14 protein-coding genes and 1 pseudogene are annotated in these 12,589 nt (G+C 31.6%); 1 reads left to right on the plus strand and 14 read right to left on the minus strand.

The window, feature by feature from the left end; all coding sequences use genetic code 11:
• Positions 1-14 precede the first annotated feature (14 nt).
• The 9 genes and pseudogenes from ACY3JJ_RS09145 to nikR all read right to left on the minus strand — a co-directional run bounded on the left by ACY3JJ_RS09145 (position 15) and on the right by nikR (position 6,606).
• Positions 15-830, minus strand: a complete 816-nt coding sequence (locus ACY3JJ_RS09145) for an alkaline phosphatase (RefSeq protein WP_463091724.1) — start codon at positions 828-830, stop codon at positions 15-17.
• Positions 812-1,908 (minus strand): annotated as a pseudogene (locus ACY3JJ_RS09150) (helix-turn-helix domain-containing protein). Before ACY3JJ_RS09150 ends, ACY3JJ_RS09145 begins: the two are co-directional and overlap by 19 nt.
• Positions 1,890-2,159 (minus strand): hypothetical protein, encoded by a 270-nt coding sequence (locus ACY3JJ_RS09155; protein ID WP_463091725.1) that lies wholly within the window; start codon positions 2,157-2,159, stop codon positions 1,890-1,892. The pseudogene ACY3JJ_RS09150 and the gene ACY3JJ_RS09155 overlap by 19 nt, the downstream one beginning before the upstream one ends.
• Positions 2,160-2,214: 55 nt before the next feature.
• Complete coding sequence (locus ACY3JJ_RS09160; RefSeq protein WP_463091726.1) at positions 2,215-3,582, minus strand: MFS transporter; 1,368 nt, start codon at positions 3,580-3,582, stop codon at positions 2,215-2,217.
• Between the two features lie 42 nt (positions 3,583-3,624).
• The gene (locus ACY3JJ_RS09165; RefSeq protein WP_463091727.1) at positions 3,625-4,365 is read right to left on the minus strand and encodes an energy-coupling factor ABC transporter ATP-binding protein; all 741 of its coding nucleotides are present in this window, start codon (positions 4,363-4,365) and stop codon (positions 3,625-3,627) included.
• Positions 4,341-5,135 carry a cobalt ECF transporter T component CbiQ gene (gene cbiQ / locus ACY3JJ_RS09170; RefSeq protein WP_463091728.1) on the minus strand — a complete coding sequence of 265 codons (795 nt, stop codon included), beginning with the start codon at positions 5,133-5,135 and terminating at the stop codon, positions 4,341-4,343. The genes ACY3JJ_RS09165 and cbiQ overlap by 25 nt, the downstream gene beginning before the upstream one ends.
• 6 nt (positions 5,136-5,141) lie before the next feature.
• Complete coding sequence (locus ACY3JJ_RS09175; protein WP_463091729.1) at positions 5,142-5,471, minus strand: PDGLE domain-containing protein; 330 nt, start codon at positions 5,469-5,471, stop codon at positions 5,142-5,144.
• A complete protein-coding gene (gene cbiM / locus ACY3JJ_RS09180; protein ID WP_463091730.1) occupies positions 5,464-6,144 on the minus strand; it encodes a cobalt transporter CbiM in 681 nt (226 codons plus the stop codon). The genes ACY3JJ_RS09175 and cbiM overlap by 8 nt, the downstream gene beginning before the upstream one ends.
• A gap of 60 nt (positions 6,145-6,204) precedes the next feature.
• A complete protein-coding gene (gene nikR, locus ACY3JJ_RS09185) occupies positions 6,205-6,606 on the minus strand; it encodes a nickel-responsive transcriptional regulator NikR (RefSeq protein WP_463091731.1) in 402 nt (133 codons plus the stop codon).
• Between the two features lie 130 nt (positions 6,607-6,736).
• Between nikR and larE the strand changes: the two genes are divergently transcribed.
• Positions 6,737-7,552, plus strand: coding sequence for an ATP-dependent sacrificial sulfur transferase LarE (larE, locus tag ACY3JJ_RS09190; protein ID WP_463091732.1), 816 nt, complete (start codon positions 6,737-6,739; stop codon positions 7,550-7,552).
• Between the two features lie 14 nt (positions 7,553-7,566).
• Here the strand turns inward: larE and ACY3JJ_RS09195 are convergent, their stop codons facing one another.
• From ACY3JJ_RS09195 to ACY3JJ_RS09215, 5 genes are all read right to left on the minus strand, one after another.
• Entirely contained in the window at positions 7,567-8,745 is a 1,179-nt protein-coding gene (locus tag ACY3JJ_RS09195) for an FprA family A-type flavoprotein (RefSeq protein ID WP_463091733.1), read from the minus strand.
• 192 nt (positions 8,746-8,937) lie between these two features.
• Positions 8,938-9,696: an SDR family NAD(P)-dependent oxidoreductase gene (locus tag ACY3JJ_RS09200; protein ID WP_463091734.1), complete on the minus strand. Its 759-nt coding sequence runs from the start codon at positions 9,694-9,696 to the stop codon at positions 8,938-8,940.
• Positions 9,697-9,708: 12 nt separating this feature from the next.
• On the minus strand, positions 9,709-10,992 hold the full coding sequence (locus ACY3JJ_RS09205) for a TRAP transporter large permease (RefSeq protein ID WP_463091735.1): 1,284 nt from the start codon (positions 10,990-10,992) through the stop codon (positions 9,709-9,711).
• A 2-nt stretch (positions 10,993-10,994) separates the two neighbouring features.
• Positions 10,995-11,474, minus strand: a complete 480-nt coding sequence (locus tag ACY3JJ_RS09210) for a TRAP transporter small permease (RefSeq protein ID WP_463091736.1) — start codon at positions 11,472-11,474, stop codon at positions 10,995-10,997.
• Between the two features lie 77 nt (positions 11,475-11,551).
• Positions 11,552-12,538 carry a C4-dicarboxylate TRAP transporter substrate-binding protein gene (locus tag ACY3JJ_RS09215; RefSeq protein ID WP_463091737.1) on the minus strand — a complete coding sequence of 329 codons (987 nt, stop codon included), beginning with the start codon at positions 12,536-12,538 and terminating at the stop codon, positions 11,552-11,554.
• Positions 12,539-12,589 lie beyond the last annotated feature (51 nt).

The following is a 12,589-nucleotide window of genomic DNA, read 5'->3' on the forward strand; positions in this document are numbered from 1 at the left end:
AAATGCTCCTCCTTTTAATCAATTTCAATTATAAATACATGTTCCTGTCCATCAAAGATTATATTTTTTACAATTCCCTCTTCTTCAGAAATTATCTCTTTCAATTCTGAAGATAGTCCTAATTTATCTCCTTTTTCCACTCTCTCCCCTATCTTTACTAATACACCAAAGGTTACATCAACCTTATATATCATATTTTTTAAAAGGATGTATCCTGCAAGATCTGCAATCTTCTTTGCTATATCGGTATTATCATAAACTCCTGTAAAGACCTCTGCTCCCTCTCCAAAGGCATATACAGGGACACTTCCACCGGAGTGAGATGTTGTAGTCCATCCAATTTGAGCTCTTGCAGAAATTACATCTCCAATTAGAGTTGCATCTGCTTTCTTAATCTTTTCTATCTCATCAGGTTTAAGATCAGAAATTCCTACATACTCCTCAAAAATCTTCTTTATCTCTTCATCACTCTTCCCTTTCACGAGTTCTGCAAGTACATTTGTAGAGACTTTCTGCTTCTTTAGAACATCAGGAGAAATTTCATATTTTCCAGTGGAAAGTCCAATCCCTCCTGTCTCATGATCTGCAGTGATGACTATTAAAGTATCTGGATTTTCTTCTAAGAATTCTAAAGCTACTTTTATTGCTTCATTAAATTCATAGACTTCCCAAATCGCATTTGCAGGATCATGTCCATGATTTGCCCAATCTATTTTTCCACCTTCAATCATTATAAAGAATCCATTTTCATTTCTATTTAATATTTCTAAAGCTTTTCTTGTCATGTCAGCAAGAGATGGAACTTTTGCTTTTAAGAATTCTCTATCCATATAATATGGGGGCACTTGGTAGGGACATAGGTACCACTTTTAAGGAAGTCAGATAACATCTTGGTAAAAAGCCCTGCAGCTCTTAATAAGTCCTCTAAAAGTATAACAGGAAAAGAAGATAACTTCTCAAAAGGAGTCTTTCTATTCATACCTATACCAAAGCTTGGTCTAAAGAAGTTCCAAGTATCCTGCCATCTCTCAGCCTTTCTCAGAAATTCCTCTTTGTTTTTACATCTTTCTGCATGTATCCCTAAGAAATACTCATCATCTTGCCTATGTGAATTCTCAACAATTCCAAGAAGATATTTTGCACCTCTTGGTATTGGATCAAGCTCTACTCCAAGTAATCCTAAATATTCATTCCACTCTCTCAATTTTCTATCACTTCCCATACAAAACTCCACTCCATTATCAAGTCTTATTCTAATTCTTCCTCTCACATTATGAGCTCTTAGCCATAGAATAACAAAAACAATAAAGGAGAAACCAAAAGTAGAGTTAAGCTCATAGGAATAAGCAGTAAACCTTGCTCTTGTGCAACAATCAATAATATTCCATTCGTACTTAGGAAGATTATATTTTTTTCATATGCTCATAGACACCATCAGGAAGGGAAGATTTATCATGAAGATGTTTAGTATCAAGTTGAAGTTCTCTGAAAGGGGTAAGAACTTCATAATCATAAAGATGTCTTCCTGACTTTTTCCTCTTTTTCTTTTGATATACCATTCCTCTTTAGAATAGCCTTAATAGTATTCTCAGAGAAAGACAAAGAGAATTTTCTTTCCAAAAAAGATTTAAGTCTTCTATACCTGAAATCAGTTCTTTTAGCCTCTTTAATGATTAATTCTTCAAAATGAGGAGGAGTTTTATTAGGGGAACATTTAGGTTTTCTTGAGATATCAGAGAGAGGACCATTTATAGCTCTTCTTACAGTTTTTCTTGATATACCTAAAATTTTAGCAGTTTTAGAGAAATTGTGGTTATTCTTTTCAAATACAATTCTCAAAAGCTCTCTTGCTTTTTCAGGTGACAATTTTCTCATTTCATGATATCCTATCATAGGCTGTCCCTCCATCCTTGGATATAGTTGGGAGATCTGAAAAAGGGAACATTAAGTTTTTTAATTATACCAAGGATGATGAGGGCAGCCCAAATTCTTTTTATCCCTATCTCTTCATCTAATACTTTATCTTTACTTATTTCTTTATACTGGTACCTATGTCCATACCTATTTGGATATTTTTTGAAGTTAAAAATTGTGTTTTCCCTCAAAAGTTCTTTTACTAATTGAAGCATTTTACAAGAAGAATACTTTGACCTTATCATTTCTCTTCATTTATTCTTAATTTTTAATTTTATTATAATTTGGGACTAATGTGTTTTAGAACACCCCAATCTTATTCTTAATCTTTTTTACAATATGGTTTTTAAGCTCTTCTACAGGCTTAGATCTTTCCTCATGCATCCTTGGTAAAAATATTCTTGAAAATGTAAATCTTAAAACCCCTGACAATATAAATATTAAATGATATTCCACAAGGTGTAATCCCGTAACATTATTAATAAAGGCTACTATTGGTGGAGCCACATATTCTATAATATATCCTCCAAAAATAAAAGATAAGGCATTAACTATTCCTACAAAAAAGTTTAAAACAGCAATATAAAAAGACCTATTTTCATTAGGAGAAAGATAAAGAGCCAAATTATTAAAAGTTAAATCAATTCCTGGCCAAAAAGTACCTGCAAATATTTGAACTAATATTACAAAAAAGAGCCAATTATTTGGTGTTGTAAAACACCATATATAGGGCAAGAAGCTTACAACTAATGTGCTTATAATAAGAACTGGTTTGTTTCCAAATCTATCAATTAATCTTCCCAACATTCTGACTGAAAGAATAGTAATTACATTACTTACAATCTGAACATAAAGGGCTATTTCAAAATAACTCATCTTGAGATATTTAATCATGTATATATTAAAATATGGAGCAGAAATATTTAATGCCATATTCCAAAAAACGGCAAATAAGAGAAAATTGGAAAACCTTGAATCTTTTATAACACTTTTCATCATCTTTCTAAAATTGACTTGAGAAAAATCAGATTTTTTCATAGGGGGATCATATACCCAGAAAAAGCAACAAATATCCAAAAGCCCTAAAATAGTAGCAAAAATAAAAACTATAGCAAAACCTATCAAGCCATGGACCCTATCTAAAAACCATCCAATACCAAGCCCACTAATAAAAGAAACAAAGGTTGCAAGCATACTCCTATGACTAAAGAATCTTCCCCTTATCTCAATAGGAACCAAGTCTCCCATCCAGGACATAAAACTTACGTTAATAAATGCCCCTCCAACAGCAGTAATCGCTAAAAGAAAAACAATTAAAGTAAACAAAAGATTTTTGTCAGATATAAAGAAGGGTAATATGGGAATAAAAAGCCAAGGTATTCTCTGAATAAATCCGCCTAAAAAGAAGATTAGCTTCCTCTTTTTTGTTCTTTCTAAAACATAAGATGCAAAGAGTTGTATAGCCCCACCTAAAACTGGCATAGCCAACATAAAACCATAAAGTAGATCTCCAAAACCAAGTTCCTTTGCAAAACCAGCAATAGGAGCTCCTGTTGTTACGTTAAAAAATACTATACCAAAGCATACTCCAAGAATTACTAAATTTAAGCTTCTTTTAAGCTCTACATCCTCTACAAAATAAGTTGTAAAGAAATCTTTTATTTTCATAGAAAAAAATTATATCACAATTATGTTTTTATAAAATAGGATCTATATCAAATTAGCAAATCTAAGAAAATCCTCATCTAAAAAGATATCCTCATAATTTCCCACTCTTAATATATTTTTCTCCTCTCCCATCACATAAAACTTATCTGCAATTTTAATGGCAGTATTTAAATCATGAGTAGCAGTAATAACAGTTTTACCATTATGTTGAAATTTTTGAATTATTTCTATAAATTCTCTTACACTTCTTGGATCAAGTCCATTCGTAGGCTCATCTAATAAAATAATCTCTGGATCAATGATCAAAAGAGACGCTAAAGCAACCTTCTTCTTTTCTCCTTCACTTAATTGAAAGGGAGAACGTTCTAAAAGATGGGATATACGAAATAAATCCGAAATTTGTAATATTTTCCTTTCTATCTCTTCTTCCCTAAATCCCAGTTGTATAAGTCCAAAGGAAAGTTCCTCCCTCACAGTGGGTAAAAATAATTGGGCATCTATGTTTTGAAAAAGAAGTACTACTGATTTTCTAAATTTATAGTTAAATTCTGAATCTTCAAAATGATCCTTATTTATCTCTTCTCCACAAAAATAAAATTTACCTTCCTGAGGAAATAAAAGAGCATCCAACACTTTCAAAAGGGTAGTCTTCCCAGCACCATTAGGTCCTAAAATTGCTACTTTTTCTTGTTTTTTTATTTCTAAACTTATAGAATTTAAGGCTTTTTTTTCTTTTGTATAGTAATAACTTACATTTTCTAACTTAAAAATTGATCCATCCATAACAAAACACTCAAAAATATAATCAGTATACTCACAAAAATATAATCCCCCTTTTTTAGTCTATTATCCATGTGGATTTTAAGGTTCTTACTTATACCCCTTGAAATCATTCCCTGAGATACTTCTTTCATAAGTTCTTGAGATTTTAAAAATAAAAGAGACATACTACCACCAATCCAAGCATATTCTCTTCTTAATTTATAATTTATCATTCTACTTTTCTTAGCCAAAAACATTTCTAAAGCTAAAGTAACCAGTAAAAAGATATATCGATAAGTTATGGTAATAATATATATTATAAGCGATGGAACAAAAAGACTTCTTAAGCCTTTTATAATCTCAACCCAAGAACTAGTAAATAGTAAGAGTTGTATTAGAGATATAGATGCTAATATTCTTAGAAAAAATCTTAAAGCCACCACTAAGCCATCCTCATAAAAACCAAAAGAAAAAGTTGAAGGATTAAAAAAAACATATGGAAGAACTATTATAAAAGAAAATAATAATCCCAAGGATAGTACTCTTTTATAAAAATCTTTTAAGTTCATATTTATTAAAAGAAGTAAGATAAGTATCAAAGTATTAAAGAATAAAAGCATATATAAACTTTTAAAAAGTGTTATGAATATGATTGATATCATAACAGAAAAAAATCTTGCTTTTTCTGAAATTTTCTTACAAAAATAAGGACACTCTACCTTCTTAAAGGTTAGAGTGTCCTCTAAGAATCTACTTAGTTCTAATATAGTTTTATCAACATAATTACTCATTTATTCCTATATTTTCTTATTAACTATGATTATAAGATATGTTACAACAATTACAATAGCAACACCTATCAACCCAGTAATTAAATATCCTAAGATCTCATAAAAAAGTCCCTTTTCAATCCAACTTTTAAGATTATAATCCGGAAAGATAGGATTCCAAAAAGAAGAAAGTCTTTCAAGACCCTTTGGAACATACCCAATCATTTCCTTAAGTTCATCAGGTCCCCACTCCCCCCAAGCAGATCCAGCTTTAAAAAAGTAAGGTAATAAAATACCTAAAGGAGAAAGAAGAACAAGTATAAAAATACCAATAAATAGCTTTTTTGTTTTATCCATGATAACTTTCCTCCTTTATAATACCAGTCTTAACAAGATAATATAGTACTAAAACAGTAACTACAGCTTCTACTATTCCAAACAATAATAAATGCTCTATCATCATAGCAGGAATTGTAACTTTTAAAGGATAAGGACAGTATAAAGGTAATCCTTGAGAATCCTTAGATATAATTGGCTGAACTCCAAGTTCTAAAGCTGTCAACAATGCAGCTACATTTAGACCTATATAAGCTCCAATTCCTGCACCTATAAGAGATCTTTTAGAAGATATGGGACTCTTACCCTTTATTAACCTGTAAATATAGTATCCAATAAAAGGCATAGCAAAAGCCATATTAAAACAGTTAGCTCCAATTGCTGTAATACCACCATCTCCAAAGATTAAAGCCTGAATAATAAGTACAATAGAGGTAAGTATAAGAGCTGTCCAAGGTCCAAAAAGTATAGAAAGTAGTACACTTCCTACAGCATGTCCTGTAGTACCACCAGGAATAGGAATATTAAACATCATTATAACAAAAGAGAAAGCAGCTCCTACAGCAATTAAGGGAATAGTTTCTTCCTTTACTTTTTTCTTCATAGAAGAATAAGCCTTTGCCCATAAAGGTACCATAACAGCAAACATACTACTATATGTTTGAGGTCCCAAATATCCATCAGGTATATGCATTATTTAGTCACCTCCGTAACATTAATTTTAAAAAAAATGTTACCATAAAAACAAAAAAAATTAAATAATATCAGTTATTGAAATATTGGTATGTCTTACCCACTTTAATGAAGAAAGCTCATCATATAGCTTCTTTATCTTTTCTACTCTTCCTCTTACTAATATCACTTCTAAACAATTTTTCTCATCAAAATGTATGTGCAACGTAGAAATTATCACATCATGATAATGATGTTGGATATCAGTAAGTTTATCTGCCAGACCATATACATCGTGCTCATATACCAAGCTTATACTTCCTACTACCTTCTCTCTCTTTACATTCCATTTCTCTCTTACTATATAATCCCTTATAATATCTCTTATTGCCTCTGATCTGCTATTATAGCCCTTTTCCTCAATAATCTTGTCAAAGGCTTTTAATAAATCTTTTTCAATAGAAACACCAAAACGCTTTATCATACTTGCCTTTTTAATAACTATATAATTTTTTAAAATTATATCATATATTGTTTTTATTTTTAATATTTTATTCCACAATTTGTACCTTTTTAGTATACTATTTAAGGAAAAACACTAAGGAGGATACAATATGGAAGAAAAATTAGAAAAATTAAGATCTCTATTAAAAGATTTAGGTGAAGTCACAGTTGCATATTCTGGTGGAGTAGATAGTACATTTCTTTTAAAGATATCAAAAGATGTATTAAAAGACAATGTATTAGCAGTAACCTTAGTTTCTCCATTATTTCCTAAAAAGGAGATGGAAGAAGCCAAAAAAATAGCAGAAACATTAGGGGTTAAACACATAACTATAGAAGATGACAGTATTCTTCAAAACCCAGAATTCATAAATAACCCTCCAGAAAGATGTTACATATGTAAAAAAATAAACTTTAAAAAAATATTAGAAATATCCAAAGAACACAAAATAGATTACGTAATTGAAGGAAGTAATGCAGATGATCTTAAAGATTACAGACCTGGAAGATTGGCTATAAAAGAACTGGGAATTAGAAGTCCTCTCTTAGAAGTAGGGTTAACAAAAGATGAAATAAGAAAACTTTCCCAAATGTTTGGCTTACCAACCTATGATAAACCATCTCTTGCTTGTCTTGCAACCCGAATACCCTATGGAGAGAAAATAGAAAAAGAAAGACTCAAAAGGATTGAATTATCAGAGGAATTTATAAGAAGTTTAGGATTCAAACAAATAAGAGTGAGAGATCATAATAATATAGTAAGAATAGAAATTGAAGAAAAAGACTTTGATTTAATAATAAGTTTAAAGGATAAAATTATAAAAGAATTGAAAAACCTTGGTTATAAATATATAACTTTAGACTTAGAAGGATATAGAACAGGAAGTATGAATGAGGAGATAATTAAAAAAGAGGGAGAGAAATAGCTCTCTCCCTCTCTTTATAATACTCCTACTTCTTTATGCTTGTTAAAAATCTTTTGAGCAAGTTCATCAAGTAATCTAAAATCTTCTAATTTAGGAAGTCCTTTTACTAAAACTGGATCCATTAATTCTACACTAAGATTTGTTAAGTTACTCTTTATGATATCAAGAGTCCTACCACCCCATCCATAAGAACCAATTACGGTGACAAACTTTACCTTTGGCTTTAAAATATTAGCAAGATAGGTTACATAAAATACCTTAGGATGAGGTCCAGCAAGTACTGTAGGAGTACCTATAACTAAAGTAGATGCGTCAACTAAAGACATGGCAATCTTTCCAATATCTGCTACAGTAAGGTCAAAAATTTGTACTTTTATTCCTTTTTCAATCAATCTATTTACAAAATAATCTATCATAATCTTTGTACTATCATGCATAGAAATATATGGAACCACAACCAAATTCTTTGGATTATCGCTTATCCAATCTTTATAAGCCTCTATTATAAAGGATGGGTTTTTATAAACTGGACCGTGACTTGGAGCTATGATATCTATAATAAGATCCTTAATCTTTTCTAAATTTTTCTGAATTATACTTCTAAAAGGCATCATAATCTCTGCATAATATCTTTTTGCAGCCTCATATACTAAACTTTCATCCTCCACAAAAAGATCTGATGTAGCCAAATGAGAACCAAATAAATCACATGTAAAAAGAATTTTATCTTCTAAAAGGTAAGATACAAAAGTTTCAGGCCAATGAACCCAAGGAGCATAAATAAATTTTAATGTCTTATTTCCTAAGGATAATGTTTCACCGTCATTTACAGTAATAAATTTGTCTTCAGGTATATGTAAATGACTCATAAGTAGCTCTTTACCTTTTGGATTTGTTACTACTTTTGCTGATGGATATTTTTGCAATACAAAAGGGATACTCCCAGAATGGTCTTGTTCAGCATGCTGAGATATAACATAATCTATATGATTGACATCCTTTAAATATTCAAAAAGGATATCTTTTTTTGATGGATCTACAGTATCAATTAATGCTATCTTTTCTCTTCCTACAACCAAATAAGCATTATAACTTGTACCATCTGGTAATGGGATAAGGGCATCAAATAGGGTTCTATTCCAATCCTGAGCCCCCACATAGTATATCCCATCTCTAATTTCCCTCCTATTCATCAATATTACCTCCTTTATTCCTATCAATTTAGTCTGATTTTCAGGAAATTATTATAACTCATTTTAAATAAAAATGCAAAAAATTTTCAATACTATGGATGTCTCTTTATGATTTCGAAAGAATGAAAAATTAAGATATCTATTTCAAAAAATCTTCAAAAAACAAAGGAGGAGATCCTAAGATCTCCTCCCTTAAGCAGTAAAACCACCATCAATAGAAATTATACTTCCAGTCATATACCCTGCTTCTTCACAAGCGGCAAAAAGTATTGCAAAAGCAATCTCTTCCTCCTTTCCAAGTCTTCCTATCGGTCTTCTTTCAGACATTTGTTTAAGAACCTCATCAGCATTTGGCAATTTCTGTAATCTTTCAGCAAGTCCTTGAGTAAAAGTTGTTCCAGGACATACCGCATTTACCCTAATATTATCTCTTGCATAATCAATCGCAAGTGATTTTGTAAAAGCAAGAATTGCACCTTTAGAAACACTGTAGGCACACCTCTCTGGAATTGCCCTTAGAGCAACCTCTGAAGAAACATTAACAATAACTCCTCCACCTTGTTTTTTCATTTCCATAACAGCATATTTGGATAAGAAAAATGGTCCTTTTACGTTTACAAGCATAGTTTTATCAAAATCTTCTTCCGAGGTATCTTCCACCTTTCCATAGACCACAAGTCCAGCATTGTTAACTAAAATATCAATTTTTCCAAATGTATTTACTACCTCTTTAATAATCCTTTGGGCATCCTTTGGCGATGATACATCCCCTAAAATAAAAATAGCTTCTCCCCCTTGATCTTTTATAATCTTTACCGTTTCAGCTCCTCTATCCTCAGATATATCATTTACAGCAACTTTTGCTCCTCTTTCAGCAAACACAATGGCAGTTTTTCTTCCAATACCAGAACCTGCACCAGTAATAAGAACAACCTTATCTTTAAAATTCATAATATATCCCTCCTATTTTCCAAATATTAAGTTAGGAATAAACAATACTAAACCTGGGAATAAAATTATAGTCATAATAGCAATAACAATAGCCACAAGAAATGGCCATGATTCTTTTAAATATTCTTCTAAGGAGACATTTAATATTGTACATACAGCATACATAGCTGCTCCTACAGGTGGTGTAAAATTACCAATTGCACAAGTAATTACAAATATAAGACCAAAATGTATTGGATCAATTCCAAGCTTTATTGCTATTGGGAAAAATATTGATGTTAGCATTAATATAAGAACAGTTGCATCAATAAAAGATCCAGCTATAAGAAGAATTACAATTAAAATAAGAAGGAACACAAAAGGATTATTAGTTATCCCTAAAATAAAGTTTGATATTAATTCTGGGATTCTTTCCCATACTATACCATAAGAAAAAATACTTGAAAAAGCAATTAAGGACATGGTAGCTCCTATATCAGTAACAGAACTTTTCAAGGCTTCTACGAAATTATCAAGATTAAGTTCTCTATAAGCTAAAAGTCCAACTAATACCGCATATACTACACAAAGAGCTCCTATCTCAGAAGGAGTAAAAAATCCTCCCCTAAGTCCTACAAGTAATATGATAGGGAAAAGAATTGCCCATATACTCTTTAGAAAACCTGTGGCTACTTCCTTAGCAGAAGGTCTCTTTTCCCTTAAAGGAGCAAAATTTCTAATTTTAGCTGTAATTGCGACTGTTATCATAAGATATACCATTATTAAAAGACCTGGCACTATTCCTCCCGCAAAAAGTCTACCTATTGAAACCTGAGCAATAGTTCCAAAAAGTACTAATCCAATACTGGGCGGAATCGTTGGCACTTCTAATGAAGAATAAACTAATGCTCCTGCTGCATATCCCTTAGGAAGGCCCCTTCTTATCATCTCTGGACCAAGCATACGAGCTTCCATAGCAGCATCAGCTATGGCAGAACCGGATACACCACCCATTAAAGCAGAAAGGACACAAGTTACCTGAGCAAGACCACCTCTTAAGTGTCCTACTAAAATCACGGATAGATCTATTAATCTCTTTGTTATACCTGTCTTATTCATCATGTTTCCTGCTGTTATGAACAAGGGAATTGCAAGAAGTGCAAAATTTATAGTTTGAGAAAGAGGTTGCTGAATTGGTGTAGTAATTGGAATTTCAGGATGTTGTAAAAAGAATAAAAATCCTGAAATAGCTATAGCGAAAACTACCGGCATACCAAGAAGCATGAATAGAAAGAAAAATATGATAACTAATAGCATGTTTATTTCCTCCTATTTTGTAAACCTTTTATTTCATCAATAATCTTTACTAAAGTGGTTATTAAAAGGAAAATAGCCCCACAAGGAATACTTAAAGTAGCCCACATATAACTAAAACCATACATCCCTTCAAAAGTCCTATATCTCTGTATAAAAGACAGTCTGACACCAAATATAACTAGGTATATTAAAAAACCAGAAATCACTAAATAGTTAAATATTTTTATATAACCTTGAACTCTCTTTGAAAATTTTTTCAACAAAAAATCTACATTCATAAGTTTATCCTGTCTATAAGCAGTATCCATTGCTAATATAGCAGCCCACGCAAATAGAAAACTTGCAAGAGGATTTGCCCAATAAATAGGATTATGAAGAAACCTTGCCACTCCACCAATAAATACCAGTGTGACTATAGCTACTAAAAAAATTCCTGAAATAAATTCTTCTACTTTTCCTAAAATTTCATATACTTTCCTCATTTAATCTTCCTCCCTTATCAAACAAACTTATGGGGAGCCTATAAAGGCTCCCCATATATTAACTTTAATTTATACTATTACTTCTTTCTCAACTCTTTCCAGATTCTTTCTTTTACTTCCTTAACTTTCAATACTTCATATGCTTTTTCCCCAGCCTTTTTAAAGGCATCAAGATCAATATCTTTCATAGGAACTATAATCATTCCTTTTTCTTGAATTAATCTCTTTACGTCCTCTTCCTTCTGGAATACCACTTTTGTAGTTTCCAATCCTGCTTTATCGCATTCTTCTTCAAGAATCTTTTGATACGTAGGAGGTAAACTTCTAAACCATTTTGCACTTACCACCTCAAAATTTATAAGGAGAATATGTCTTGTTTCATTAACATACTTCAAAACCTCATAAAGTCTCATTCCAGGTATATTATTATAAACCAATTCTACTCCATCAATAGCCTTCTGTTGAAGAGCAGGATATACATCACCAAAAGCAAGTGCAACAGGAGTTGCTCCAAGAGCACGAATAGATTCTTGCCAAACAGGAGTACCAGGAGTCCTAATTCTTAAGCCTTTGAGATCTTCAGGCTTCTTAACAGGTTTATTTGTCATAAAATGCCTAAAGCCTTGCACCCAAGTAAAAGATAGTACCTTAAAGCCATACTTTTCTTCCAGAGTCTTCAACCAATTATGTACTGTTGGCATCTTCTTGAGTTTTGCTACTTCATCTACAGAATCTACAAAATATGGACAATTCATAACTCCGATCTCTGGTAGATACATAGCCATTCTTGCAGCATCAGTATTTTGACCTACATTAGCTCCTTGTCTAATCTGTTCTAATATATCCTCTTCTACACCAAGTTGAGCACTATGATATACTTCTATCTTTAAACCACCTTTTGTTCTCTCTTCTACTGCTTTTGCCCATCTTAAGAATCCTTCATGATATGGATCCAGAGGAGAAAGAACATGATTAAACTTTAAAACATATTTGGGAGCTTGAGCAAAGAGTGGCACTACTAATATCAATAAAACTAAAGCAAACAACACTACAAACCTTCTCATTTTTTACTTACCTCCCTGTAATATTTTTTTAACTTAAAAACTAAAATTTTA

This window comes from Dictyoglomus sp. DH (assembly GCF_055181375.1).